We start from the raw sequence: 26076 nt of genomic DNA, 5'->3' as shown, positions 1-26076 counted from the left end.
CTCCTCGGCGGCTGCCGCGCCCTTGCGGAGCAGGACCGCCGCGTCGTCCCGGCCCGGGTCGGACCGGGCAGGTGAGTGGGAGCAGCGGAGGTGATCGCGCTCAGGGCGATGTTCCCGGGCGATCGGCCCGGGCGGGACGCAGCCGCCGTCACCCGGTCCGGCGTGCCCCGCGCCCTGCCCGACCCGAAGGGCGGCGACCTGGCGGACAGGGCCTAGCTCTTCGCCAGCGACCGCGCGATCTTCTGCGCGTCGATCGCCATCTCCCGGAACATCCCGCTGATCGGGTTCGTGAACCCGGTGAAGTAGAGCCCCGGCGCCTGCGGCAGCGTCCGGCCGCCGTGGGTGAGCGGCCTGCCGCGCTCGTCCAGGACGCCGAGATGGCCGACGAGGTCCTCCAGCGCCCGGCGGTAGCCGGTGGCCGCGATCACCGTGTCCGGGGAGATACGAGTGCCGTCCGCGAGGACCACCTTCTCCGCCTCGAACGAGTCGACGGCGGCGACCGGTTCGACCGTTCCCTTGCGTACCGCGTCGATCAGGCCCACGTCCTGGACCGGGATCGCGCCCTCCTTGACCCGTGAGTACAGGCCGGTGTCCGGGCGGGGCAGGCCCTGGGCCGCGAGGTCGGGGACGGCGATACGGGACATGACCCTGCCCGCCCTGTCCACCAGGCCCACGGGCAGCCTGCGCACGAGGATGCCGGTGCGCTGGGCCGGCCAGCCGGCGGTGGAGCGGCGGACGATGTGCGGGACCGTACGGACGGCGAGGCGCACCCGGGCCGCGCCGCCCTCCACCAGGTCCACGGCGATCTCCGCACCCGTGTTGCCCACGCCGACGACGAGGACGTCCTTGCCGCGGTAGGGCTCGGCGTTGCGGTACTCGCTCGCGTGCAGCAGCTCGCCGGTGTACTCCTCGTGGCCCGGCCATTCCGGCTGCCGCGGGGTGTGGTTGAAGCCGGTGGCCACGACCACCGCGCGTCCGGTGAGCTGCCGGCCGCCCGTGGCGTGCAACAGCCAGTCGGAGCCCGACGCCTCGATCCGGGAGACCTCGACCCCGGTCACGATCTCCAGCTCGTGGATCTCGGCGTACTTCTCCAGGTAGCGGACCACGTTGTCGCGGGAGACCCAGCGGCCGAACGAGCGCGGCATGGCGAGCCCGGGCAGTCCCGACAGCTTGCGAGTGGTGTGCAGATGGAGCCGGTCGTAGTGGCGGCGCCACGAGGCGCCGACCGCGTCGGACTTCTCCAGCACCACGGCCCGTACGCCCCGCTCGCGCAGCGCGGCGGCAGCGGCGAGGCCGCCCGGACCGCCGCCGATGATGTAGGCGGGTCTGTCGTCCGTGCGGTCGATGTCCTTATCGTCGGCCATATCGCGTGAGCGTAATCGCGCGTTCACTTGATGGGTCTCAGTCAAGACGGGAATCGGTTGCGAATTGATCACGCCCGCAGACCTCTTGCGCACGGGCAGTGACATCCGCTGAACTGACGGGCCGTCAGAAGTTCTGTGCGGAAGGCCTGGGGACCGCCCGGGGAGAAGGAGGTCCGGATGGAGACCGTCTGGCTCACCGGCGCCGAATGGCTCGCCGTTCTGCGCATCGGCCTCGGCCTGTGGTGGCTGGAGAGCTGGCGTCACAAGGACAAGAAGGGCTGGTTCGAGCGCGGCACCGGCATCGCGTGGGCGGCGGACGTGGCCGGCCGGCACCGCTGGCCCTTCGTGAGAACAGGCTTCCGCGCGGTGGTCGAGCCCCGCCCGCGGGTGATGGCCTACCTCGTCGTCTACGCCGAACTCGCCCTCGGCCTCGGACTGGTCGTCGGCTTCCTGACGCCCATCGCCCTCGTCGGCGGACTGCTGCTCAACCTGCTCTACCTGGTGCTGATGATCCACGACTGGGCCGAGCAGGGGCAGAACGCCATGATGGCGCTCATCTCCCTGGTCGCCCTGTTCGCCATGTCCTGGCAGACCTGGTCCCTCGACAGCGCGATCGGGCTCTTCTGATGACGGCGACCCCGGAGGCCGACGACTTCACCCGTCCGTTCTGGGAGGCGGCCGCCGAGGGCCGGCTGCTGATCCGCCGGTGCGGTGCCTGCGGCCGGGCGCATCACTACCCGCGGGAGTTCTGCCCGTTCTGCTGGAGCGAGGACGTCGACTGGGAGCAGGCGTCCGGCCGCGCCACGCTCTACACCTGGTCGGTCGTGCACCGCAACGATCTGCCGCCCTTCGGCGACCGGGTGCCGTACACCGCGGCCGTCGTCGACCTGGCCGAGGGGCCGCGCATGATGACCGAAGTCGTCGGCTGCCCGCAGGAGTCGCTGCGCATCGGCATGCCGCTGCGGGCCGCCTTCCGGGCCGACGGCGAGATCGCCGTACCCGTCTTCCGTCCGGAGCCGCCTTCCCCCTGACCGATTCCCCCGGATCGACGCCGGCACGTTCTGTCCCGGTCAGGGCCAGAGCAGTTCGGTCCGCCAGCCCTCCTGGGTCCGGCGGTAGTGCAGCCGTACGTGCTGTCGCTCTCCATCACCCTGGAAGAACTCGACCTCCTCGGGGGCGAGTACGTAGCGCGTCCAGGTCGGCACGGGTGTTTCCGGCTCCGCCTGCGCTCGTTCCCACGCGGCCCGTGAGGCGTCCGCCAACTCCTCGCGCGAGCCGAGGACTTCGCTCTGGCGTCCGGTGAGCGCCGCCGCCAGCGCACCCGTCGAGCGTGCGTGCAGAGAGGCCTGGCTCTCCGCCGAACCGGCCGCGGTGACCCGGCCGCGGACCCGGACCTGCCGGCCCTGCGCGGTCCAGTAGAAGCCGAGCGCCGCGTCGGGGTGCGCGGCCAGCTGCCTCCCCTTCGCGCTGGTGGCGTGCGAGGCGAAGTGCCAGCCCCGTTCGTCCGCGTCGTGCAGCATCAGCGTGCGTACGTCCGGGCGGCCCTCGTCGTCCACCGTGGCCAGCGACATGGTGTGCGGCTCGGTCTGGCCGGCCGCCACCGCCTCGCCGAACCACCGGTGGAAGAGCGGGAGGGGCGCCGGGGGCGCGTCCGCGGCGTCGAAGGCCGGAAGCGTGATGTCCCAGACCCGCTGCGCGTGGAGGAGAGCGCGGAAGGTCGCCTGCTGGTCGTTGCCCATGGCGGCAAAGTACTACACTCGCAGTGGTATCGCTGGCGGACGGGGTGAGCGGAAGGATCGCGGATGAGGCAGAACCTGGCCCGGCGCGCGGCGCTGGTGGACGCCGCCATCGAGGTGCTGGCCCGGGACGGCGCACGGGGACTGACCTTCCGGGCCGTGGACGCCGAGGCGGACGTGCCCAAGGGCACCGCGTCCAACTACTTCGGCAATCGCGACGACCTCCTCAACCAGGCCGGCGGCCGCATCTACGAGCGCATGCGCCCCGACGACGCCACGATGGAGGCCATGCTCACCGGCCCGACCACCCGTGCCCGTACGGCGGAGCTGGTGCGCGAGGTCGTGGAGCGGGTCGCCGCTTTCCGCACCGGCTACCTCGCCCTGCTGGAACTGCGCCTGGAGGCCACCCGCAGGCCGGAGTTGCGCGCGGTGCTCACCGCACGGGTCAGCGAGGACGTCGAGGCCAATGTCCGGCACCACCTCTCCTCGGGCCTGCCCGGCGACGCCGACGCCGTCAGGATGATCTACCTCGCCACCAACTGGCTGGTGGTGGAGCGCCTCACGCTGCCCGACGTGTTTCCCGAGAAGCAGGCGGGCGATCTGATCACGCAGCTCGTCGAGCGGCTGCTCCCGGCGGACGCGGCCTGACCCGCACGGCCTGATCGTTCCGCGGCCGTGCGCCGGGTCAGTCCCGGCCGAGCACCACCGTTCCCGACGAGCAGAACCAGCCGCCGGTCCCGGAGGCCACGGCCAGCCGCGGCGGCCCGCCGTCCGGCAGGTGCACCTGGTGTCCGCCCGCCTCGCCGCGCAGTTGCCGTACGGCCTCCACCAGCAGGAACAGCCCGCGCATCCCCGGATGGCAGGCCGAGAGGCCGCCGCCGTCGGTGTTCACCGGGAGTTCGCCGGTGCGGCTGATGCGGCCCTTCTCGACGAACGGGCCGCCCTCGCCCTTGGCGCAGAAGCCGAGGTCCTCCAGGGTCACGAGGGTCATGTACGTGAAGGCGTCGTAGATCTCGGCGATGTCCATCTCGGCCGGGGCGAGTCCCGCCCGCTCGAAGGCGAGCCGGCCCGAGACGGCGGCGGGGGAGACGGTGAAGTCGTCCCACTCCGACATCGTGGCGTGCGAGACGTGTTCGCCGGTGCCGAGGATCCACACCGGAGTCGTCGCGGTGTCCGCCACGTACTCCTCGGCCGCCAGCAGCACCGCGCAACCGCCGTCACTGCGAATGCAGCAGTGCAGTTTGGTGAACGGGTCGGCGATCAGCGGACCGTCGAGCACGTCGTCCACGGTGATCGGGTCGCGGAACATGGCCTCCGGATTGGCGGCGGCGTTCGCCCGCGCCTGGACCGCCACCGAGGCCAGCTGCTCCAGGGTCGTGCCGTACTCGTGCATGTGACGGCGGGCGGCCATCGCGTACTTGGCGATGAGCGTGTGTCCGTACGGGACTTCGAACTGAAGCGGACCCCGGCCGCCGAAGGACAGACCGGCGGTGCGCCGGCGCGCTCTGATGTCGGCCCGGGCGGTCGAACCGTAGACCAGCAGAACGGCGTCGGCGTGCCCGGCGGCGATCGCGTCGGTGGCATGGGCCGCCATGACCTCCCACGTGGCGCCGCCCACGGAGGTCGAGTCCACCCAGCGCGGCCGCAGGCCCAGATACTCGGCGACCTCGATGGGGGCGAGTGTGCCGAGGCCGGCCGAGGCGAAGCCGTCGATGTTCTCGCGTGCGAGGCCCGAGTCGGCGAGTGCCCGACGGGCCGCCTGGGCGTGGAGGGCGTAGGGCGTGGGGCCGTCGACACGGCCGCAGTCCGAGAGGGATATGCCGACAATGGCGACCTTGCGTGCGGCGCGCGATGAGGAAGGCATGAATCTGACGGTACATCAGGTCTCTCTCGCGAAGGGATGTGCTCGTCGCGCACGGGACTGTGCATCTGAGGGGCTCACCCCTAACATGACGACCCGTCAGACAGGGAGGGCTGCCATGGACACCGCCGCCACCGCGGAGCAGGACGACATCCGCCGCACCCTGCGCGAGCTGCTCGCCGAACGCGCCGGCCCCGACGAGGTCAGGGCCGCGGTCCGGACCGCCGACGGGCACGACCCGGCGCTGTGGGCGCGGCTCTCCCAGCAGCTCGGACTGCCGGGTCTCGCGCTGCCGCCGTCGTACGGAGGTGTGGGCTGCGGCCTCGCCGAACTCGCCGTCGCCTTCGAGGAGGCCGGACGGGCCCTGCTGCCCTCGCCGCTGCTGGCCACCTCGGGTCTCGCCGCACCTCTGATCGCCGCGCTCGGCACGCCCGCGCAGCGCGACGAGCTCCTTGCGCGGATCGCCGACGGTTCGCTGACCTGCGCCCTCGCCGTGGCCGGCGGGAGCCTCGCCGTCGCGCTCGGACTCGTCGGGGACAACGCGACGGGGGAGTGGGCGGGCGGCGGCCGGGCCGGCGGGGTGCAGGCGAGGTCCACGGCGGACGGCGGCCCGCTGCTCTACGGGGAGGCCCGCCAGGTGCTCGACGGACACAGCGCCCCCCTGCTGCTCGTGGCCGCCCACACGGGAGGGTTCCCACGCAGCCGGACTCTGCTCTTCCTGGTCCGCGCGGACGCCGAGGGGCTGACGCGGGCACGGCAGACCGCGCTCGACGAGACCCGGCCGCAGGCCCGCGTCGAGCTGCGGGACTGCCCGGCCGAGCTGCTGGGGGACGACGACACGGCGGACGTGACCGGAGCCCTCGCCGCCGTCGGCGCGGGGGCGGCCGCCCTGCTCGCGGCGGAGGCGGTGGGCGCGGCGGCGAGCGCACTCGACCGGACCGTGGAGTACGTGCGTGGACGGGAGCAGTTCGGCCGGCCGATCGGCTCCTTCCAGGCGGTGAAGCACCGGCTGGCCGATCAGTACGTACGGGTGCAGGCGGCCCGCTCTGCGGCGTACTACGCGGCCAGGCATCCGGCCGAGGGCGGGCTGGCGCTCGCCCAGTGCCTGGAAACCCTGCGCGAGGTCACCGCCGAGGCCGTCCAGCTGCACGGCGGCATCGGGTTCACCTGGGAACACGAGGCGCATCTCTACTTCAAGCGGGCCGCGTCCGACGAACTGCTTTTCGGCCCGGTGCACCGGCTGCGGGCCCACGCCGCCGAGACCGCGGGCCTGTTCGCGGGCCGCACGGCACGGACGGCGGTGGCGGTCTGATGGCGAAGACCCCGGTTGGTGTGCGGCTGGTCCGAAAGGTGTCGTCGACCCGGCTCTTCGCCAGGGTCGCGCCGCATGTCATCCCGGCGATGGACCGTGCGGTGCACCGGTTGACGCGGGGAAAAGTGCTGCTCAGCGCACAGATGCTGCCCGGAGTGATCCTCACGGCCCGGGGCGCGCGGACGGGCCGGCCGCGGGTGACACCGCTGGCGTGCATGCCGGAGGAGTCGGGCGACTGGATTCTGATCGGCTCCAACTTCGGCCGTGAGGGCCACCCGGCCTGGACGGCGAACCTCCTGAAGCATCCCGACGCCGAGGTGAGCTGGAAGGGCGAGGACATCGCGGTGCGCGCGAGCCTGCTGGAGGGTGAGGAGCGGGAGCGGGTGTGGAAGGAGGCGCTGCGGTTCTGGCCGCCGTATGCCACCTACCAGTCGAGGATCACGCGTCAGATCCGGCTGTTCCGCCTCACGAGACGCTGAGAACGCTCGTCGGGCGGCACCGGCTCGGCGGTCATATGGCCCTGAGAGCACGGGAGTTGTTGCCTCGAGGGACAAGAGCGCCGACGGCGGTCACCCGGAAGGGACCGCCGTCGGCGTGACAGGACGTGTGGGGCGGGACGTGAACGCCTACCGCGTCGGCTTCTTGCCCGTGATGCCCAGATGCACCAACAGCGACAGATTCGGCTTCAGTTCGGACTGCTTCACACCCCAGGTGGTGAACCCCTTCTGGTGCGAGGCGACCGCGGCCAGCATCGCCACCAGGGAGCCCGCCACGGCGGCGGGGCTCACGTCCTTGTCGACCTTGCCCTTGGACTGCAGGTCCTTCACCGCGTCCGTAAGGGAGTTGGTGACCGAGTTGAGGATCTTCATGCGGATCTTGTAGAAACGCTTGTCGCCCTCCGCGGCGCCGAGGTCGACCACTCGGAGGATCGCGTCATGGCGTCGCCAGAAGTCGAGGAATCCCTCGACGAGTTCCTCCGACGCCTGCCAGGCGGCCTTTCCGACCCAGGTGCGGCCGGAGACCAGTTCGGTCAACCCGGTGCCCTCCTTGGCCATTTCCTCGGCGAGTTCGAGGACGGCGCCCTCGACGTCGGGGAAGTACTGGTAGAAGGTCGCGGGAGAAGTGCCCGCCTTCCGGGCCACGTCGATGACTTTGACGTCCCGGTACGGCGAGGAGCTGAGCATCTCGCTGAGGCAGTCGAGCAGCTTCTGCCGCGTCGCCTGTCCGCGTCGTCCGGCCACTCGGCCGTCGACGGTGCGTACTTGTCCTGTCATGCCGTCAGCTTACCGAGGGGTGATCGGCGCGCGATTCGGCCGACTGCAAATGGGGTGCGGCAATAGTCTTATCAACAGCCTGTGGACAACTTTCGTGGACAACTCAACAATTCCGGGTCCTTTACGAAGCCTGATGACCGTATTAGGTCATATGTTCGGTTGAGTCCCTGTCTGCCCGCTGTCGCCCGCTGTGCCGCGACGTTAGCTTGAAGGTGACGGGCATCACACGGAAGGAACGACGTCCATGGCCGCATTCCCCGAGGGCACGCCGTGCTGGGCGGACGCAGCGCTTCCCGACGTCGAGGCAGGCAAGCGCTTCTACGGCGAACTGTTCGGCTGGACCTTCGCGCCCGGGGAGGGCACACAGACCGACGCTTTCCGCGACGGCAAGCTCGTCGCCGCCCTCACGCCCAAGGGCGACGGCCGGATGCCCACCGTCTGGGGCGTCTACTTCGCCACCCCCGACGCCTATCTGCTCGCCGGACGCATCACCGACGCAGGCGGCCACGTCATCGTGCCCCCGCAGCAGATGGGGACCACCGGCATCGTGGCGGTCGCCGCGGACCCGGGCGGCGCCGTCTTCGGCCTCTGGCAGGCGGCCGAACGGGCGGGATTCGAAGAACAGGGCACGCCCGGCTCGTACTGCTGGACCGAGGTCTACGCCCGGGACAAGGAGCGTGCCGACGCCTTCTACGAGACCGTCTTCGGCTTCTCCGGGACGGACCTCGAGGACGGCTCCGTCGACTTCCGTCTGTGGTCGCCGCGGGGCGCGGAAGCGGGTCCGGACACCGCCATCGGCGGCCGCAGTGTGATCACCGGCGCATTTCCCGCCGAGATGCCGGACCATTTCCTCATCTATTTCTGCGTCGAGGACTGCGATGCCGCCGCCGCGACGGTCACCGCTCTCGGCGGCCGCGTCCAGGCGCCTCCGTTCGACATTCCCTATGGGCGAATCGCCGTACTCACCGACAATCAGGGCGCCACTTTCGCCGTACTGGCCGAACCCGCGGACGAGAACACCCCCGAAGAGGGGGCAGAAGGTACCGATCCGACCCCGGCTCCGGTGCCCGAATCCGGGTGAGACACCCCGATCCGCCCCCGGGTTCGCAACCGCCGCCTCCGACAGGAAGAATCAGGGTGCGCACCGCTGAGGGTCTCGGTGGTGAGACGCTGCACGGGGCTGTATGGAACGGGCCCATTTCGACTGGGGCCCGTACGGGGAGGTGGCAGGCAGGTATGGAGCAGCTGACGCAGCATGACCCGAGACGGATCGGTCCGTTCGAGGTGCTGGGGCGGCTCGGAGCCGGCGGCATGGGACTGGTCTATCTCGCACGGTCGGCGTCCGGCCGCCGGGTGGCGATCAAGACCGTGCGCACCGAGCTCGCCGAGGACCAGCTGTTCCGTGTCCGCTTCACCCGCGAGGTGGAGGCCGCCCGTGCGGTGAGCGGGTTCTACACCGCCGCCGTGGTGGACGCCGACCCGCGCGCCGCTGTGCCGTGGCTGGCCACCGCCTATGTGCCGGCCCCCTCGCTCGAGGAAATAGTGAATGAGTGCGGGCCGATGCCGGCCCAGGCCGTCCGCTGGCTCGCGGCGGGCATCGCCGAGGCGCTCCAGTCGATCCACGGCGCGGGGCTCGTCCACCGCGACCTCAAGCCCTCGAACGTCCTCGTCGTCGAGGACGGCCCGAGGGTGATCGACTTCGGTATCGCCTCCGGCGTCTCCAACACCCGGCTGACGATGACCAACGTCGCCGTGGGCACGCCCGCGTACATGTCGCCCGAGCAGGCCCGTGACTCACGCAGCGTGACCGGGGCCAGCGATGTCTTCTCGCTCGGCTCCACACTCGTCTTCGCGGCGACCGGTCATGCGCCCTTCCACGGCGCCAACCCGGTCGAGACCGTCTTCATGCTGCTGCGCGAGGGCCCCGATCTGGAGGGGCTGCCGGACGAGCTGCGGCCGCTCATCGAGTCCTGCATGCAGATGGAGGCCACGCGGCGGCCGACGCCCGAGGATCTCCAGGCCCAGCTCGCCCCGCATCTGTTCTCCTCCGGCAGCGACGACAGCGGCACCGCGTCGGCCTGGCTGCCGACGCGCGCCACCGCGATGATCGAGCTGCGCCGCGGCGGCGGCAGGACCGCTCCCGCCCAGCGCCAGGAGCCCACCCCGCCCCCGCCGCAGCCACAGGCACCGCCCAGGAGGCAGAACGCCGACTGGGACCCGCCGCGCCACGGCGGCGGGGACCCGCGGACCGACCATGCCCCGGTCGGCGCCGCCGCATCGGCCGGGGCGATCAGACTGCCGGGCGCCAAGGTGCCGATCGGCCCCGGGCCCCGGGTCGCCGAGGCGGGCCGCGGTCCCGTCGCCGACGCTGGTCCCGCCACCGGCTGGGTGCGCCCGCCGGCGGGCCTGAACGGTTCGGAGGCCGCGACCAGTGCCGTCCCGACCGCGCCGCCCGTGCCCCCGCCCTCCTCGCCCCCGGACGGCCCCGCGCACTGGCGCCCGTGGCGTTTTCGGATGTCGAACGACGTCTGGGGCACCCCGGTGGTCGACGGCGATCTGCTCTACGTGACCTCCTTCGAGGTGCACGCGCTGGACGTGGCCAGTGGCCGCCGTCAGTTCAAGACCCGTGACGTGGCCTGGGCGATGGCCGTCGCGGGCGGCCGTATCCACGCCTCCGACGGCCCCACGCTGTACGCGCTCGACTCGACGACCGGGCAGGAGCGCTGGCGTCTTCAGACCGATGCCTGGGTGTACTCCCTCAAGGTCGACCGCGGCACCGTCCTCACCGGGACGCGCGGCGGCGGGGTCCAGGCATGGGAGGCGTCCAACGGCGAGAAGCTGTGGGAGCTGACCGGCGCCCAGACGGACTTCGAGACGCCCGAGGCCGGGCCCGCGATCTTCGACGACACCGTGTACGTGTGGAAGGACGCCCGACTGCGGGCGCTGGAGACCCGTACCGGCGTGGAGCGCTGGTCCTACCCCGTCGGGGACGCGGCCTCGTGCGGCAATGTGCCCGTCCGGGTGCAGCCCGCGCCGGACGGGCACGTCTATGTCGCCGCCGGCACCCGCGTCCTGGCCATCGACATCGCGAGCGGTCTGGTGCGCTGGCACTTCGAGTCGCCGGCGGTCTTCCTGTCGGCGCCGGCCTTCGCGCCGGGGCCCGCGGTGACGGGCGGCGGTGTGTATCTCGCCGACTATCTCGGCACGGTGTACGCCCTGGACGCGATCACCGGCAAGGACCGCTGGCGCATCGCCACCGAGTCGCGCCAGTCCATCGAGCCGGTGCTGGTGGCGGGCGGCAACGTGCACGTCGGCAGCGGCAGCGCGCTCTACACCCTGGACGCGGTGACCGGCACACCGATGTGGCGCTTCGCGGCGGGCGGCGAGGTCATCGGCGCCCCCGTCGTCGCCGACGGCCGTGTCCACTTCGGCTCGGCCGACCATGTGCTCTACACCCTGGACGCGAGCGGCGGCCAGTTGCGCTGGAAGCTGGCCACGGGCGGCGAGATCACGGGTTCACCGGTGGCGCGCGGCGGAGTCGTCTACGCCTGTAGCAAGGACCGCTGCGTCTACGCCCTGGACGCGATCAAGGGCACCGCGACGGGCCGCGGGGGCCGCTGACCCCCCGGCCCGCGGGCCCCGCATGGCGCAGTGCACAACGCGGGCGTAGCGTCGGATCAGGACGGCCGCCGTATGACGCCCCTTCCGTGTTGCGTACGACGGCCGTCACGCATGTCGTGACGATTCCGACTGCTATGGTGACGTGCGCTCGTCAAAGCGAGCCGCAAGTACCACGCTTTCAACGGGGGTTGAGAAGTGAAGATTCGTCATGTCCGAGCCGTCGCCGTGTTCGGCATCGTCCTGGTCGCGCTCACCGGAGCCCGGGGTTCCGGCGGTGGCAGCTGTGGTGGCAGCAGCAGCAGCGGAAGCAGCGGAAGCAGCAGCAGCTCCGGCGGAAGCCACGACAACGACAGCGACACCACGACGTCCGGCGGTTCGACCGGTTCGGTGACGGGCGGCTCCAGCGCGAACAAGGCCCTGCGTGACGTGACCATCGACTCGTGCGGCCTGGACGCGAGCGGCAAGAAGCTCACCGCGAAGATCACCGTCAACAACAGTGACTCGCTCGCCTACGCCTACGACGTGAGCCTGGAGTTCAAGGGCGACCTCGGGGACACCACCGTCACCAAGGCCACCGCGCGGATCGACGACCTCCAGGTCGCGGCCGGCGCTTCGGCGAAGGGCGAGGCGACGACCGCCTACCCCGGCAGCGGGAACGGCTCCGAATACAAGAAGTGCGAAGTGGTGAGCGCGAGCCGTACGGCGAGCTGACCCACGCGAAAAGCCCCCGGACCGCCGAGCGAGGTCCGGGGGCTTTCCGCGTCCTGGGCCCGGACAGGGCCTACCGCAGCCGATGCGGTCCGCCCCGGGCCCGGAACAGCTCCGCCTGTTCTCCCGGCGCGAGATTCCCGAGGGACACCAGGTGCGGGGCGAGCGCCAGCGCCTGGGTCCGCGCCGCCTCGCGGGCGGCCCACACCGCGCGGACCGTGCCCTGGACCGCGGCCGGCGGGTACGAGGCCACCACCTCCGCCGCCCGCAGCGCCGCTGCCACCGCCTCGCCCGGTGCGGTGAGCTCGGAGACCAGCCCGGTTTCGTACGCCCGGACGGCCGAGACCCGCTCCGCCGTACCCATCAGCGCCATCCGGGCCACTTCGCCGACCGGCATCCGCTGCGCCAGCAGGATCGTCTCGTAGGCGCTGACCATGCCGTAGGTGGTGTGCGGGTCGAAGAAGGTCGCCTCCCGCGATGCCACCACGAACTCGCTCTCGCCCAGCAGATAGAACGCGCCGCCGCACGCCATGCCCTCCACCGCGGCGACGACCGGTTTCCACAGGTCGTTCGCCTTGGGCCCGATCCTGATCAGCGGATCGTCGACCGAGTACGGCGACGACGGCTGCGGCACCTCGACCGACCGGTCGATGCCGGTGCAGAACGCCTTGGTGCCCGCGCCCGTCACCACCGCCGCCCGTACCGAGTCGTCGAACCGGAACTCCTGCCAGACATCGGCCAGTCGATCAGCCGTCGCGAGGTCGATCGCATTGTGTTTCCCCGGCCGGTCCAGGGTGACGAGCGCGACGCCGGTGCTCTTGTCCGGCTCGACGCGGACGCTCACGACCGCTCCAGCAGCCAGCGCGGCATCCGTACACCCGCACCCACCGCGGGAGCGAACGCGACCCGCACACCCGCCCCGATCCGCAGCCGCCCGGGGTCCACCGAGTTCAGCGGAGCGTCCGGCGCCGAGACCACATTGCCGACCAGCCGGATGCGGGGAGCGTCCAGGAGCTCGACGACGACCGCGTTGTACGGGGCCTGTTCGGCATAGGCGGGCAGCAGTGGCGGATGCGGGATCACATACGACCAGATCCGGCCGCGCCCGCTCATCAGCCGCCACTCGCTGTCGAAGGACCGGCAGTGCGGGCAGCAGGGCCGCGGCGGGAAGCGCGGTTCGCCGCAGTCGGCGCAGGCCTGCACGCGGAGTTCGCCCCTCGCGGCGTACTCCCAGAACGGCGCGCCGTCGTCGTCGACGACGGGCGGCAGCAGGGCGTCGGGCATCTCAACTCCTCAGCAGTACGGCGGATGTGGGCACTCCCTCGCCCGCGGTGACCAGGCAGGTGGCGGCGTCCGGGACCTGGGCGGTGGAGGTGCCGCGCAGTTGCTTCACGCCTTCGTTGATGAGGTTGAAGCCGTGGACGTACGCCTCGCTGAGTCCGCCGCCCCCGGTGTTCAGCGGCAGCCGCCCGCCGATCTCCAGGGCGCCGCCCTCGGTGAAGGCCCCGCCCTCGCCGCGTCCGCAGAAGCCGTAGCCCTCCAGGGAGAGCGGGACGAGCGGGGTGAACGCGTCGTAGATCTGGGCCACGTCGACGTCCTGCGGTCCGAAGTCCGCGGTCTTCCACAGCTGCCGGGCGGCCGTCCAGGCGGGGCCGGTGAGGGGGTCGTCGTTCCAGTAGTTGACCATGCCGTGGTGCTGTGCGGGCAGGCCCTGGGCCGCGGAGTGGATGTACACCGGGCGGTGGCGGCAGTCGCGGGCCCGCTCGGCGGAGACGATGACGCAGGCCAGTGCTCCGTCGGTCTCCAGGCAGTTGTCGAACAGGCAGAGCGGTTCGCTGATCCAGCGGGAGGTCATGTACATCTCGCGGGTCAGCGGCCGTTCGTACATGATCGCGGCCGGGTTCTGGTTGGCGCGGTTGCGGCAGGCCAGGGCCACATTGAAGAGATGGTCGCGGGTGGCGCCGTACTCGTGCATGTAGCGGCGGGCCAGCAGGCCGATCTCGTCGGCGGGCCGCAGCAGTCCGAAGGGCCTGGTCCACTGGGCGGGCGTGGGGAGCTGCACGGCCGTGTTCTTCCACGGTCTCGGCCCCGATCCGCGTTTGCGGGAGCGCCAGGCGACGCCCACACTCGCCTGGCCGGTCGCCACGGCCGCGGCGAGATGGGCGAGCGTGGCGCAGGAACCGCCGCCGCCGTAACCGACCTTGGAGAAGAAGGTGACGTCGCCTGCGCCGATCGACTTGGCGACCTCGACCTCGTCCGTCTCCTCCATCGTGTACGAGGCGAAGGCATCGACTTCCGAGGCGTCGATGCCCGCGTCGTCGAGCGCCGCGAGGATCGCGCGGCACGCCAAGGTCTTCTCGGACTCGGGCAGTTGCCGGGCAAAGGCCGTTTGGCCTATGCCGGCTATCGCCGTCGCGTCCTTGAGGGAGACAGTTCCGAGACCGGCCACGGGCACCTCCACCGTTCGTCCCCACTGCTGACAGCGCGTCAGGCTACAGCTAATCTGACGGCTAGTCAGCTACTGCGACGGGAGGCTTTCCATGCGCGGCGACCTGGAATGGGGCACCGTCCCGAAGCTGGTGCGGGACGCGGCCGAGAGGTACGCGGAGCGCGAGGCGGTCGTCGAGGGCCGCACCCGCGTCAGCTACCGCGAACTGGGCGTGCGCGTCGAACGGGCCGCCGCCGCGTGCATCGCCGCCGGCGTCGAGAAGGGCGACCGCGTCGCCGTCTGGGCTCCCAACACCCTCGACTGGATCGTCTCCGCCCTGGGCGCGGTCACGGCCGGCGCGGTCCTCGTCCCGCTCAACACCCGCTTCAAGGGCACCGAGGCGGCCTGGGTGCTCCGCCGCAGCCGGGCCCGGCTGCTCTTCGTGACCGGCACTTTCCTCGGCACCTCCTACGTCGCCTCCCTGCGCCGCGCGGAGGTCGAACTCCCGCAGCTGGAGCAGGTGGTCGTCCTCGCGGACAGCGCACCCCAGGACTACCGCACCTGGAAGGACTTCCTGGCGGGCGGCGACAGCGTCACGGCCGAACAGGTCCGCACCCGCGCCGAATCGGTGGAACCGTCGGCCCCCTCGGACATCATCTTCACCTCGGGCACCACCGGCAGCCCGAAGGGCGCGGTGATCACCCACGCCCAGACCCTGCGCTGCTACGACGTGTGGAGCGAACTCGCCGGACTGCGCGAAGGCGACCGCTATCTGATCGTGAACCCGTTCTTCCACACCTTCGGCTACAAGGCCGGCATCATCGCCTGCCTCACCCGCGGCGCGACGATGGTGCCGCAGCCGGTCTTCAACGTGAACACGGTCCTCGCCAACATCGCCTCCGAGCGCATCTCCGTCCTGCCCGGACCTCCCACCCTCCACCAGTCGCTGCTGGACCACCCCACCCGCGACCAGCACGATCTGTCCCCGCTGCGGCTCGTCGTCACCGGCGCGGCGGTCGTGCCGCTGCAACTGGTCGAACGGCTGCGCAACGAGCTGCACATCGACACCGTGCTCACCGCGTACGGGCTCTCCGAGGCGAGCGGCATCGTCACCATGTGCCGCCGCGGCGACGCACCCGAGACGATCTCCTCCACCTCGGGGCGCGCGATACCCGGCACGGAGCTGAAGGTGCTGGCGGAACGGGGCCGGCCGGGCGAGGTGCTCGTGCGCGGACACCATGTGATGCAGGGCTACTTCGAGGACCCGGAGGAGACGGCGAGGGTCATCGACGAGGACGGCTGGCTGCACACGGGCGACGTCGGCGTCCTGGACGAGGAGGGCAACCTCCGTATCACCGACCGGATCAAGGACATGTTCATCGTCGGAGGCTTCAACGCCTACCCCGCGGAGATCGAGCAACTGCTCGGCCTGCACCCCGATGTCGCGGACATCGCGGTCATCGGGGTCCCGGACGCCCGTCTCGGCGAAGTGGGCAAGGCGTACGCGGTGCGGCGGGCGGGCTCGACGCTGACGGCGGACGATCTCATCGCCTGGTCACGCCGGGAGATGGCGAACTACAAGGTGCCGCGGGAGGTGGAGTTCGTGGGAGAGCTGCCGCGGAACGCGAGCGGGAAAGTCCTGAAGAGGGAGCTGCGGGCCCGTCACTGAAAGGCGCTGACAGCGGGGGCCACAGCGTGGCGCCCCGGGAGGACCCCGGGCATGCCGCGGCCGCGGCGGCTCCCCCTCCGCGCCGCCGCGGCCGCACCCCGTCGATCAGGTCCTGTCGTGCGTTCCGGGCTCCGGGTCGTGGCCCCGGGCCCCGGGTCCTCAGATCTTCGGCGGAGCCGGCGTGTGGTGGTCGCCCATGGTCGTGATGCCGTCCTTGGGCGGAGCCGGGGTGTGGTGGTCACCCATCGTCGTGATGGCGTCCTTGGGCGGGGCAGGCGTGTGGTGGTCGCCCTGGAGCGTGGCGCCGCCGTCCTTGGGCGGAGCCGGCGTGTGGTGGTCACCCATCGTCGTGATGCCGTCCTTGGGCGGTGCGGGCGTGTGGTGGTCGCCCATCGTGACGATCTCTTCCGCGTTCTTCTCAGTCATGTCTCTGTCCCCCATGGGATTGCGCGGCACGAACTACAGGTGGCCTTCCGCCCGGCAACTCCCCCGAGGGTCGCCGGACAGAAGGCCGAAGGACTCGCACTCGCCCCCCGGAGAGGTACGGTCCCAGGTGATCCGCCTGCCCCCCGACGCGACGGATCGACTGCTTGAAGCATGTCGGACGAGCATAAACATTCGATGAACGTCCTGGCAGCGTGCTGTCACGCCGCACTGAGCGGGGACAGGAGCCCCCGTACCTCCTCGGCCTCCGCCGCACCCGTCTGCTCGTGCAGCGTCAGTGCCTCGCGCCAGCAGGCCCGGGCACGATCGGCCTGGCCGAGCGCGGACAGCGCCCGCCCCAGCGTGATGAGGACGTTCGCCCGGGTGCGGTCGCCGCCGATGCAGCCGAACGCGAGCGCCTGCTCGGCGTGCTGCGCGGCCCGCGCCGGTCGCCGGGCCGACAGATGGGCCTGGGCGATCCGGAAGTACGTCGTCCCCTCCCACAGCCGCTGCCGGTTCGCCTCGAAGCGCTCCAGCGCCTCCAGGAGCTGCTCCAGCGCGTCCGCGTGCCGGCCGGCCTCGGTGAGCGCGACCCCCAGCGCGTAGCGGGCATTGGCCAGGCGCAGCGCATGTCCTATGTGGTCGTAGATCTCCACGCCCTGCTCCGCCAGGGAGATGGCCTGCGAGACCCGGCCCATGGAGAGCTGGATACGGGAGAGGTTGCACAGGGCGCTTGCCTCGCCGGGGAGGTTGCCGTCGGCGCGGGAGCCCTCCCGCGCCCGGCGCAGATGCTCCTCGGCCTCGGCGTACCGGCCCTGGTTGAAGGCGATGATGCCCCGGTCGTTGTCGGACCAGTACACGGGCGCGGGGTCGTCGGCGGCCCGGGCCAGCGCGGCGGCCTGTTCGGACTCCTCGTCCGCGGCCTCGTACCGCCCGGCCACCAGATGCACGTTCGTCATCGACGTCCGGGCACGGGCCTCGGCCCGTACGTCCCCCGCCGCGCGGGCCGCGTCGCGCACGGCCACGGCCGCGGCCTCGTACAGCTTGGAGTTGGCGCCGGACTCCGCGAGGTTCTGCGCCGCCCACAGCAGATCGGCGGCCAGGCGCAGCCGTACGCCCCCGGAGGCCTGACGCGCGCTCGCGAGCAGGCTGTTGGCCTCCGCGTACAGCCAGTCCTGGGCGTCGTGCCGGTCGGCGAAGTCGAGGCCGCCGTGGGCGGTGGGGCCGACATGGTGCACCAGCCGGTCGCCCGGACGCTCGATCCCGAACACCCGGGCCGCCGTGGCCAGATAGAAGTCGAGCAGCTTCGTCAGCGCCGCCTCGGCGTCCGCCGGCTGCTCGTCCCGCTCGGAGCACGCACGCGCGTAGAGCCGGACGAGGTCGTGGTAGCGGTACCGTCCCGGCGCCGCCGACTCCAGCAGCGAGGTGTCCACCAGCGCTTCCAGCAGGTCCTCGGTCTCGTGGAGCGGCAGCGAGAGCACCGCGGCCGCCGCGGTGAGCGAGATGTCCGGGCCGTCGGCGAGCCCCAGCAGCCGGAACGCGCGGGCCTGGGCCGGCTCCAGCTGGCCGTAGCCCAGCTCGAAGGTGGCCTTCACCGCCAGGTCACCGGCCTGGAGTTCGTCGAGGCGGCGCCGCTCGTCGGCCAGCTTCGCCGCGAGGACGGACACCGTCCAGGTGCGCCGGGCCGCCAGCCGTGAGGCCGCGATACGGATCGCGAGCGGCAGGAAGCCGCAGGCCGCGACCACGTCGAGCGCGGCTTCTCGCTCGGATGTGACCCGTTCGTCGCCGACGATCCGGGTGAACAGCTGGAGCGCCTCCTCGGGCGACATCACATCGAGGTCGACGAGATGTGCGCCCGCGAGGTCGACCATCCGGACCCGGCTGGTGACCAGGGCCGCACAGCCCGCGGTGCCGGGCAGCAGCGGACGGATCTGGGCGGCGTCGCGGGCGTTGTCCAGGAGGACGAGGATGCGGCGGCCGGCCAGGGTGGAGCGGTACAGCGCCGCGCGCTCGTCCAGCGAGTCCGGGATCGCCGAGTCCGGGGTGCCGAGGGCCCGCAGGAACGCGCCCAGCACGGCGTCCGGTTCGGCCGCGCGATTGCCGGCGCCCTGGAGGTCGACGTAGAGCTGGCCGTCCGGGAAGTGCGGGCGGGACTCGTGGGCGACATGGACCGCGAGCGTCGTCTTGCCGACGCCGCCGATGCCCGCGAGCGCCGAGACCGCCATGACCGAGCCCTCGGCGCTGGCGAGCCGGTCGCCGAGTTCCCTGACGAAGGCGGCCCGACCGGTGAAGTCGGGCACGGTCGCGGGGAGTTGGGCCGGAAGCGTGACCTGGGGGGCCGCTTCCTGCGCCTCGCTGGGCCGGGCCAGTTCGGCATCGGCCTGGAGGATGCGCTGCTGGAGCTGGGAGAGTTCGGGCCGCGGGTCGACGCCCAGTTCCTCGGCGAGCAGCCGGCGGGTGTCCGCGTACACGGCCAGCGCCTCGGCCTGCCGTCCGCTGCGGTACAGCGCCAGCATCAGCAGCTCGCGCAGCCGCTCGCGGAGCGGGTGGGCCGCGGTGAGCGCCGTCAGCTCCGAGACCGCCTCGGCGTGGCTGCCGACCTCCAGGTCCAGGTCGAGCCGGGTCTCCAGCAGTTGGAGGCGCCATTCCTCCAGGCGGGCGCGCTGGTTCTCGGCGTACGGACCCGGCACATTGGCCAGAGGCTCGCCGTCCCACAGTCCGAGGGACTTGTTGATCAGCACCCGGGCGTGGCCGCGGTCGCCGGCGGCACGCGCCTTCTCCGCCTCGGCGGACAGTTCCTGGGCCACGGAGAGATCGAGGGCCTCGGGCCTGATCCGTATGGCATAGCCGCCTGACTCGCTGACGAGCGCGTTGGCGCTGAGGATCTTGCGCAGTCGTGAGGCGTACGTGCGGACGGCGGCGAGCGCCTGCGAGGGCGGGTCCTCGCCCCACATGCCGTCGATGAGTTCGGCGGCGGTCGCGGTGCGTCCGTCTCGCAGCAACAGGGCGGCCAGCAGGGCGCGTTGCTGGGGTGAGCCGGAGGGCAGAGCGTCGCCGCCGCGCCAGGCCCGCACCGGTCCGAGCACACTGAAGCGCAGGTCGACGACGTCGCTGGGCGCCGGTAGACGTTGCTCCGGTACGCGTGCCCCGCGGTCACGGTCCATAGCTGCCCCCTGCCCCCGAACTGCCGGATCGCCCTCGACAGTCTGCCTTGTGCACGGCGGCCGCGTCAGCAGCGGGGCGTCTACTCCTCGCCCCTCCCCATGCCCGGCTTCACGCTAACCTCTCCCGGCGATCTTCCTCACGGCCTCCTCACTGCCTCCCCGAGGTCTCTCCCGTGTCTCTCCAGATCCTCTTCACGGCCGGTACACAGCTCCCGGCTCGGCCTTTGCCGGTGCAAGGAGTTCGGGCACGGTGACGAAGGTGTAGCCGCGCTTCTTCAGTTCGTCGATGATCCCGGGGACCGCGGGCACCGTCCCGTCGTAGATGTCGTGCAGCAGGATGATGCCGTCGCGTCCCGCCTGGTCGAGTATCCGGGTCTTGATCAGCTCGGAGTCCGTCGTCGAGTAGTCCTTGGCGGTGGCGCTCCACAGGATCTGGGCGAGCCCGAGCTCCTTGCTGACCTCGGTGACGTCGTCGTTCGTCCGTCCCTGGGGCGGGCGCATCAGGGTGGGCTTGCGGCCGGTGATCTTTGCTATGGCGTCCTGCGTACGGGAGAGCTCCTCGCGTATCTCCTCCCGGCCGAGTTGGTCGAGCCGCCGGTGCGACCAGGTGTGGTTGGCCACCTCGTGACCCTCTTGGGCCAGTCGGCGCACCAGGTCGGGATGGGGGATGACGTGGTTCTTGCCGAGCAGGAAGAACGTCGCGTGAACATTCTTCTTCCGCAGGATGTCGAGCAGTTGGGCCGTGTGCTTGCCGGGTCCGGCGTCGAAGGTCAGGGCGATGCACTTCGCGGTGGCGCAGTCCGTACGGGCGGGTGCCCCGCGCCCCTTGCCCGCTCCTGTGGCCGGCGCTCCGGCCGTCTGTCCGGTGGCGTCGGGCTCTGTGTCGGAGACCGCACGGGCGCGGGCGTCGGCCGGTGACTGCGCATCCACGGTGCACCCCCCGAGGCTCAGCGCGAGCGCTGCCACGACCGCCGCGGCGACGGCGGTGAGCTTGGACTTCTTCATGTTCTCGGGCATGGCGGAACAACCCCATCGACGGGAGGCGGGTACACGGGACGAGCGCTGCGCCGCAGGTCGGCGGCGAGCGTCATCGCACTATACATAGCGTGTATACGTCGTGTGTATAGTGGTCTCACGAGGTCCCCGCAGGGGCGGGGGAGGGCGCGGGGCACGGCGTACCGCCGGGCGGTTCCGCGCCGCACGGATAGCTGACGAACCGTCAGATCGGCGCTACGGTAAGACGCATGGAGACCTTCCCGAAGATCATCTCGGTGGACGACCACACGGTGGAGCCCCCCAACGTCTGGCGGGACCGGCTCCCGTCGAAGTACCAGGACATCGGCCCCCGCGTCGTCCGGGCACCCCTGAAGGAAATGACCTTCATGGGGGGCAAGTTCGCCCCGGTCATGGGTGAGAAGGGCGACGACGGCCCCATCGGCGACTGGTGGGTCTACGAGGACCTGCACCGCCCGCTGACCCGCCTCGACACCGCCGTCGGCTACGACCGCGACGAGATCAAGCTGGAGGTCATCACCTTCGAGCAGATGCGCCCGGGCTCCTTCAGCGTCCCGGAACGGCTCGCGGACATGGACGTCAACCACGTCCAGTCGGCGCTCTGCTTCCCGACCTTCCCCCGCTTCTGCGGCCAGACCTTCACCGAGGCGAAGGACCGTGAGCTGGGCCTGCTCGGCGTGCGGGCCTACAACGACTGGATGGTGGAGGAGTGGTGCGGCCCCGATGCGCAGGGCCGGCTCATCCCGCTCACCCTCATCCCGCTCTGGGACGCGGAGCTCGCCGCCGAGGAGGTCCGCCGCAACGCCGCCCGCGGGGTGCGCGCGGTCGCGTTCTCCGAGATACCCCCCTACCTCGGTCTGCCGTCCGTCCACTCGGACGACTGGGACCCGCTGCTGAGGGCGTGCGACGAGACGGGGACGGTGATCGCCATGCACATCGGCTCGTCCTCGAAGATGCCCTCGACCTCGGCGGACGCCCCGCCGGCCGTCGGCTCGACGATCACCTTCGCCAACTGCTGCTTCTCGATGGTCGACTGGCTGATGAGCGGCAAGTTCGAGCGCTTCCCGAACCTCAGGATCATGTACGCGGAGGGCCAGATCGGCTGGATGCCGTACATCCTGGAGCGTGCGGACGTGGTCTGGGAGGAGAACCGCGGCTGGGGCGGCGTCGCCGACAAGGTGCTGCGCCCGCCGTCGGAGCTGTTCGCCGAGCATGTCTACGGCTGCTTCTTCGACGACGCCTTCGGCCTGAAGAACCTGGACGCGATCGGTGTCGGGAACGTCCTCTACGAGACGGACTACCCGCACTCGGACTCGACCTGGCCGAAGTCCCGGGAGGTCGGCGAGTCCCAGATGGGCCACCTGGCGCCGGACGTCGTGGACCGCATCGTGCGGGGCAACGCGATCGAGCTGCTGGGCCTGACGGCGGACGGGCTGTGGGCGGGGCCGTGACCCCGCGGGAGCCGTGACGCGGCGACGGGGTCCCGTCGCCGGGGCGGACGGGCGTGGCTGCTACGGGCGGGGCCGTGGCCTCGCGGGAGCCGTGATGCCGTGGCGGGGTCCCGTCGCCGGGGCCCACGGGCGCGGCGCCCGCCGGCCCGGGCCCGCGCCGGCCGGTCCGCCCTGCCGCGAGCGGGCCGCTGTCGGTGGCGGGGTGTTCAATCGGAGGCATGTCCCCCAGGCGTGAGCGTGACCCGATCGATCCCCTGTCCGGCCGTCCTCCGGTCCCGGACGGGAGTGCCGTCGTCCGGGACGAGGACTGGTACGGAAGAGATCTGTCCGGCGAGCGCCGCACCGGCCACACGTTCTACGACACCGACTGGACCGAGGTGGAGAACGACGGCGGGATCTTCGACGAGTGCACCTTCTCCGGCGTGAAGTTCAACGCCTCGCGGCACACCAACGCGGCCTTCACCAACTGCACCTTCAAGCGGTGCTCCTTCTTCGACACCCGCTTCGAGCAGTGCAAGGCCGTCGGCAGTGTTTTCCAGCAGTGCACGTTCAACATCCTTCAGGTCCGCGGCGGGGACTGGTCCTTCGTCGCGCTGCCCGGCGCCGATCTGCGCAGCGCCCTCTTCGAGGGCGTCCGGATGCGGGAGGCCGACCTCGCGGGGGCCCGGCTGGAGGGCGCGACCGTGACCGGTGTCGATCTCTCCGGCTCCCTGCTGCACGGCGCGAAGCTGTCCGGTGCCGATCTGCGCGGCAGTGACCTGTCCGCGCTGGACCCCCTCACCGTGGAGGTCGCCGGGGCGAAGATCGACCTGGAGCAGGCCGCGGTCGTCGCCGCCGCGCTGGGGTTCGATGTGACCTGACCCGCCCTCTCCCCTTGTCTGACGCGCCATCAGATACCACGATGGGTCCGGCACTCGTAAGTGACGGATCGTCAGTTCTGCCGGGTCGGGTCGGCGTCGAGGCGGAGGAAGCGGCATGGCGCATGTGCAGGTACTGCCCGAAGGGCGGCTGTCGTACGGGATGCAGCTCCCGGTCCAGTCGCAGAGCACCATCTACGCCGAGTCCTGGGAGGCCGTGGCGGGCGCGGAGGATCTCGCCGAGATAGCGAGGACCGCGGACAGGGCCGGCTTCGCGTACATCGCGAGCTGCGACCATGTCGCGATCCCGCGCCGGCTCGCCGACGCCATGTCCACCGTCTGGTACGACCCGGTGGCCACGCTCGCCTTCCTCGCCGGCATCACCGAACGGGTGCTGCTGCTCAGTCACGTCGCCGTGGTCGGTCTGCGGCACCCGCTGGTGAGCGCCAAGCAGTACGCGACCCTGGACCATCTCTCCGGCGGGCGGCTCGTCCTCGGGGTCGGGGCCGGGCACGTGCGGGAGGAGTTCGACGCACTCGGTGCCGACTTCGCCGGGCGCGGCCCGGTCCTCGACGAGACGATCGACGCGCTGCGGGCCGCGCTCGGGCCGGAGGAGTACCCCGAGTTCACAGGGGAGCGGTTCTCCTTCTCCGAGCTCGGCCAGCGGCCCCGGCCCGTCCAGCCGCGGATCCCCGTCTGGGTGGGCGGTTCCTCGCCGGCGGCCGTGCGCCGGGCGGCCCTGCGCGGCGACGGCTGGTTGCCGCAGGGCGATCCGCGCGGAAAGCTCCCCGGTCAGATAGCCCGGCTGCGGCAGCTGCGGGAGGAGGCCGGGATCGGCGACCCCATCGAGATCGGCGCCATCACCGAGCCCCTGTACGTGGGGGAGCCGGACTGGGAGACCGGCCGGCGGACCCTGACCGGCAAGCCCGACGCCATCGCCGAATCGCTGCGTGCGTACGCGGCCATGGGGGTGCGGCAGATCCAGGTGCGCTTCCGCAGCCGCAGCCGCGCCGAACTCACGGACCAGATGGCGGCGTTCGCCGCCGACGTCGCCCCGCACCTCAACAGCTGAGACCGCTTGTGACGGCTCGAGGGAGTAATCCATGGGAAAGCTCGACGGACGCGTCGTCCTCATCACGGGCGCGGCGCGCGGACAGGGTGAACAGGAAGCGCGGCTGTTCGCGGCCGAGGGCGCCAAGGTGGTCCTCGCCGATGTGCTCGACGACCAGGGTGAGGCGCTCGCCAAGGAACTGGGCGAGGGCACAGCCGCGTACGTACATCTCGATGTCGGCCAGGAGGACGGCTGGACCACGGCGGTCGCCGCGGCCAAGGACGCGTTCGGCAGGATCGACGGGCTGGTCAACAACGCGGGGATCCTGCGCTTCAACGAGCTGGTGAGCACTCCCCTGGAGGAGTTCCAGCAGGTCCTCCGGGTCAACCAGGTGGGTGTGTTCCTCGGGATCAAGACGGTCGCGCCCGAGATCGAGGCAGCGGGCGGCGGCACGATCGTCAACACCGCCTCGTACGCGGGCCTGACCGGGATGACGTACATCGGCGCGTACGCGGCGAGCAAGCACGCGATCGTCGGGCTCACCCGGGTCGCCGCCCTGGAACTCGCGGCGAAGGGCATCCGGGTCAATGCCGTGTGCCCGGGTGCGGTGGACACCCCGATGAGCAATCCGGAGGGCACGGACCCGGGGGCGCTGGACCGGCTCTACCGGAAGCTGGTGCCGCTGGGGCGGGTGGGGCGGGCGGACGAGGTGGCGCGGCTCGCCCTGTTCCTGTCCTGCGAGGACTCCTCGTACATCACCGGGCAGCCGTTCGTGATCGACGGCGGCTGGCTGGCCGGAGTCAGCGTTCTCTGAGGCTCCGTCAGCTATTGACGCTTCGAGCACGCGGTGGAACAGTCGACGCATTCGATCTGACGGTCCGTCAGAAACATAGGGACGGTGAACCCCCTTGGAATTCGGGCTCTTTGTACAGGGATATGTCGGCAAGCGCGCCGAGACCGACCCGCTCGCCGAGCACAAGGCGCTGATGGAGGAGACCGAGTACGTCATCCAGGCGGACCGGAGCGGGTTCAAGTACGCCTGGGCCTCCGAGCACCACTTCCTGGAGGAGTACTCGCACCTCTCGGCCAACGACGTCTACCTCGGCTACCTCGCGCACGCGACGGACCGCATCCATCTGGGCTCGGGCATCTTCAACCCGCTGGCGCCCGTCAACCACCCCGTGAAGGTCGCCGAGAAGGTCGCCATGCTCGACCATCTCTCCGAGGGCCGCTTCGAGTTCGGCACCGGCCGCGGCGCGGGCAGCCACGAGATCCTCGGGTTCATGCCGGGCATCACCGACATGAACCACACCAAGGAGATCTGGGAAGAGACCATCGCGGAGTTCCCCAAGATGTGGCTCCAGGAGGAGTACGTCGGCTTCCAGGGCAAGCACTGGTCCCTGCCCCCGCGGAAGATACTGCCGAAGCCGTACGGCGCGTCCCACCCGGCCATGTGGTACGCCGCCGGCTCCCCGTCCTCGTACGCGATGGCCGGCAAGAAGGGGCTCGGCGTCCTCGGCTTCAGCGTGCAGAAGGTCTCCGACATGGAGTGGGTCGTCGAGTCGTACAAGACGGCCGTCAAGGAGGCCGTCGCGATCGGCGACTTCGTCAACGACAACGTCATGGTGACGTCCACCGCCATCTGTGCCGAGACGCACGAGAAGGCGGTCGAGATCGCTGTCGGCGGCGGGCTCAACTACCTCCAGTCGCTGCTGTTCCGCTACCACGACACCTTCCCCCGTCCCGAGGGCATCCCGGAATGGCCCGAGCTGCTGCCCGAGTACAGCGCGGAGATCATCGAGCTGCTCATCGCCGAGGAACTGATGATCTGCGGCGACCCGGGCGAGGTGCTCCAGCAGTGCAAGCGCTGGGAGCAGGCCGGGGCGGATCAGCTGTCGTTCGGACTGCCCATCGGGATCTCCTACGAGGACACGATGAACACGATCAAGCTGATCGGTGAGCACGTGATCCCGCAGATCGACACGGATCCGGTCCACCGGACCACGCGCTTCCGCGGGAACGCGGGAGCATGACCGGTTTCGGCGCGGGGCCGTCGCCCCCGCCGGGGGGGGGGGCGGCGTGCCCGCCCGCCGCCGCGGGTCAGGGCCCCGCCCCGGGGGTGCGGCCGCTGGCTCATTTAAAC

24 protein-coding genes are annotated in these 26076 nt (G+C 71.3%); 14 read left to right on the top strand and 10 right to left on the bottom strand.

Annotation, left to right across the window (positions count from 1 at the left end; translation table 11 throughout):
• Nucleotides 1-212 precede the first annotated feature (212 nt).
• A complete protein-coding gene (locus ACFWU3_RS07265; RefSeq protein WP_384432506.1) occupies nt 213-1364 on the bottom strand; it encodes a flavin-containing monooxygenase in 1152 nt (383 codons plus the stop codon).
• Between the two features lie 177 nt (nt 1365-1541).
• On the opposite strand from ACFWU3_RS07265, the gene ACFWU3_RS07260 reads away from it, so the two are divergent.
• Together ACFWU3_RS07260 and ACFWU3_RS07255 are read left to right on the top strand one after the other, a co-directional pair.
• A complete protein-coding gene (locus ACFWU3_RS07260) occupies nt 1542-1991 on the top strand; it encodes a DoxX family protein (RefSeq protein ID WP_384432503.1) in 450 nt (149 codons plus the stop codon).
• The gene (locus tag ACFWU3_RS07255; RefSeq protein ID WP_384432500.1) at nt 1991-2395 is read left to right on the top strand and encodes a Zn-ribbon domain-containing OB-fold protein; all 405 of its coding nucleotides are present in this window, start codon (nt 1991-1993) and stop codon (nt 2393-2395) included. The genes ACFWU3_RS07260 and ACFWU3_RS07255 overlap by 1 nt, the downstream gene beginning before the upstream one ends.
• A gap of 39 nt (nt 2396-2434) precedes the next feature.
• Here the strand turns inward: ACFWU3_RS07255 and ACFWU3_RS07250 are convergent, their stop codons facing one another.
• The gene (locus tag ACFWU3_RS07250; RefSeq protein ID WP_384432497.1) at nt 2435-3103 is read right to left on the bottom strand and encodes a pyridoxal 5'-phosphate synthase; all 669 of its coding nucleotides are present in this window, start codon (nt 3101-3103) and stop codon (nt 2435-2437) included.
• Nucleotides 3104-3166: 63 nt separating this feature from the next.
• Here ACFWU3_RS07250 and ACFWU3_RS07245 point away from each other — a divergent pair, with 63 nt between their 5' ends.
• Complete coding sequence (locus ACFWU3_RS07245; protein WP_384432494.1) at nt 3167-3748, top strand: TetR/AcrR family transcriptional regulator; 582 nt, start codon at nt 3167-3169, stop codon at nt 3746-3748.
• Between the two features lie 37 nt (nt 3749-3785).
• On the opposite strand, the gene ACFWU3_RS07240 is transcribed toward ACFWU3_RS07245, so the two are convergent.
• Nucleotides 3786-4964 carry an acetyl-CoA acetyltransferase gene (locus ACFWU3_RS07240; RefSeq protein WP_384432492.1) on the bottom strand — a complete coding sequence of 393 codons (1179 nt, stop codon included), beginning with the start codon at nt 4962-4964 and terminating at the stop codon, nt 3786-3788.
• A gap of 115 nt (nt 4965-5079) precedes the next feature.
• Between ACFWU3_RS07240 and ACFWU3_RS07235 the strand changes: the two genes are divergently transcribed.
• Together ACFWU3_RS07235 and ACFWU3_RS07230 are read left to right on the top strand one after the other, a co-directional pair.
• Nucleotides 5080-6273, top strand: a complete 1194-nt coding sequence (locus tag ACFWU3_RS07235) for an acyl-CoA dehydrogenase family protein (protein ID WP_384432489.1) — start codon at nt 5080-5082, stop codon at nt 6271-6273.
• Complete coding sequence (locus ACFWU3_RS07230) at nt 6273-6752, top strand: nitroreductase family deazaflavin-dependent oxidoreductase (protein WP_384432486.1); 480 nt, start codon at nt 6273-6275, stop codon at nt 6750-6752. The genes ACFWU3_RS07235 and ACFWU3_RS07230 overlap by 1 nt, the downstream gene beginning before the upstream one ends.
• Before the next feature lie 147 nt (nt 6753-6899).
• Here ACFWU3_RS07230 and ACFWU3_RS07225 read toward each other — a convergent pair whose 3' ends face one another.
• On the bottom strand, nt 6900-7547 hold the full coding sequence (locus ACFWU3_RS07225) for a TetR family transcriptional regulator (protein ID WP_313945733.1): 648 nt from the start codon (nt 7545-7547) through the stop codon (nt 6900-6902).
• Between the two features lie 244 nt (nt 7548-7791).
• Here ACFWU3_RS07225 and ACFWU3_RS07220 point away from each other — a divergent pair, with 244 nt between their 5' ends.
• From ACFWU3_RS07220 to ACFWU3_RS07210, 3 genes are all read left to right on the top strand, one after another.
• On the top strand, nt 7792-8628 hold the full coding sequence (locus ACFWU3_RS07220) for a VOC family protein (RefSeq protein ID WP_384432483.1): 837 nt from the start codon (nt 7792-7794) through the stop codon (nt 8626-8628).
• Between the two features lie 155 nt (nt 8629-8783).
• Nucleotides 8784-11168, top strand: coding sequence for a PQQ-binding-like beta-propeller repeat protein (locus ACFWU3_RS07215; RefSeq protein WP_384432480.1), 2385 nt, complete (start codon nt 8784-8786; stop codon nt 11166-11168).
• A gap of 195 nt (nt 11169-11363) precedes the next feature.
• Nucleotides 11364-11879: a hypothetical protein gene (locus ACFWU3_RS07210; protein ID WP_384432477.1), complete on the top strand. Its 516-nt coding sequence runs from the start codon at nt 11364-11366 to the stop codon at nt 11877-11879.
• 70 nt (nt 11880-11949) lie between these two features.
• Here the strand turns inward: ACFWU3_RS07210 and ACFWU3_RS07205 are convergent, their stop codons facing one another.
• From ACFWU3_RS07205 to ACFWU3_RS07195, 3 genes are read right to left on the bottom strand one after another with little or no spacing between them, the layout of a single operon-like run.
• Nucleotides 11950-12720 carry an enoyl-CoA hydratase/isomerase family protein gene (locus ACFWU3_RS07205; protein ID WP_384432474.1) on the bottom strand — a complete coding sequence of 257 codons (771 nt, stop codon included), beginning with the start codon at nt 12718-12720 and terminating at the stop codon, nt 11950-11952.
• Nucleotides 12717-13160, bottom strand: coding sequence for a Zn-ribbon domain-containing OB-fold protein (locus ACFWU3_RS07200; protein WP_384432471.1), 444 nt, complete (start codon nt 13158-13160; stop codon nt 12717-12719). The genes ACFWU3_RS07205 and ACFWU3_RS07200 overlap by 4 nt, the downstream gene beginning before the upstream one ends.
• Nucleotide 13161: 1 nt before the next feature.
• Entirely contained in the window at nt 13162-14325 is a 1164-nt protein-coding gene (locus ACFWU3_RS07195; RefSeq protein ID WP_384432467.1) for a lipid-transfer protein, read from the bottom strand.
• A gap of 91 nt (nt 14326-14416) precedes the next feature.
• Here ACFWU3_RS07195 and ACFWU3_RS07190 point away from each other — a divergent pair, with 91 nt between their 5' ends.
• Nucleotides 14417-15973 carry a FadD3 family acyl-CoA ligase gene (locus tag ACFWU3_RS07190; protein WP_384432464.1) on the top strand — a complete coding sequence of 519 codons (1557 nt, stop codon included), beginning with the start codon at nt 14417-14419 and terminating at the stop codon, nt 15971-15973.
• Nucleotides 15974-16132: 159 nt separating this feature from the next.
• Here the strand turns inward: ACFWU3_RS07190 and ACFWU3_RS07185 are convergent, their stop codons facing one another.
• The 3 genes from ACFWU3_RS07185 to ACFWU3_RS07175 form a co-directional block, all read right to left on the bottom strand.
• On the bottom strand, nt 16133-16399 hold the full coding sequence (locus ACFWU3_RS07185) for a hypothetical protein (protein ID WP_384432461.1): 267 nt from the start codon (nt 16397-16399) through the stop codon (nt 16133-16135).
• A 218-nt stretch (nt 16400-16617) separates the two neighbouring features.
• Nucleotides 16618-19560, bottom strand: a complete 2943-nt coding sequence (locus tag ACFWU3_RS07180) for a BTAD domain-containing putative transcriptional regulator (protein WP_384432458.1) — start codon at nt 19558-19560, stop codon at nt 16618-16620.
• 192 nt (nt 19561-19752) lie between these two features.
• Nucleotides 19753-20577, bottom strand: a complete 825-nt coding sequence (locus ACFWU3_RS07175; protein ID WP_384432455.1) for a polysaccharide deacetylase family protein — start codon at nt 20575-20577, stop codon at nt 19753-19755.
• Nucleotides 20578-20804: 227 nt separating this feature from the next.
• On the opposite strand from ACFWU3_RS07175, the gene ACFWU3_RS07170 reads away from it, so the two are divergent.
• The 5 genes from ACFWU3_RS07170 (at nt 20805) to ACFWU3_RS07150 (ending at nt 25966) form a co-directional block, all read left to right on the top strand.
• Nucleotides 20805-22025, top strand: coding sequence for an amidohydrolase family protein (locus ACFWU3_RS07170; protein WP_384432452.1), 1221 nt, complete (start codon nt 20805-20807; stop codon nt 22023-22025).
• A 218-nt stretch (nt 22026-22243) separates the two neighbouring features.
• On the top strand, nt 22244-22885 hold the full coding sequence (locus ACFWU3_RS07165) for a pentapeptide repeat-containing protein (RefSeq protein ID WP_384432449.1): 642 nt from the start codon (nt 22244-22246) through the stop codon (nt 22883-22885).
• Between the two features lie 115 nt (nt 22886-23000).
• Nucleotides 23001-23954, top strand: coding sequence for an LLM class F420-dependent oxidoreductase (locus tag ACFWU3_RS07160; RefSeq protein WP_384432446.1), 954 nt, complete (start codon nt 23001-23003; stop codon nt 23952-23954).
• A gap of 31 nt (nt 23955-23985) precedes the next feature.
• Complete coding sequence (locus ACFWU3_RS07155; protein ID WP_384432443.1) at nt 23986-24747, top strand: SDR family NAD(P)-dependent oxidoreductase; 762 nt, start codon at nt 23986-23988, stop codon at nt 24745-24747.
• Between the two features lie 94 nt (nt 24748-24841).
• Nucleotides 24842-25966 (top strand): LLM class flavin-dependent oxidoreductase, encoded by a 1125-nt coding sequence (locus ACFWU3_RS07150; RefSeq protein ID WP_384432440.1) that lies wholly within the window; start codon nt 24842-24844, stop codon nt 25964-25966.
• Nucleotides 25967-26076: the final 110 nt, after the last annotated feature.

The sequence above is a fragment of the Streptomyces sp. NPDC058685 genome (assembly GCF_042714725.1).
Classification (GTDB): Bacteria; Actinomycetota; Actinomycetes; order Streptomycetales; family Streptomycetaceae; genus Streptomyces.
Note: the sequence above shows the minus strand (reverse complement) of the source record. Positions and strands in the feature narration are given on the sequence as shown.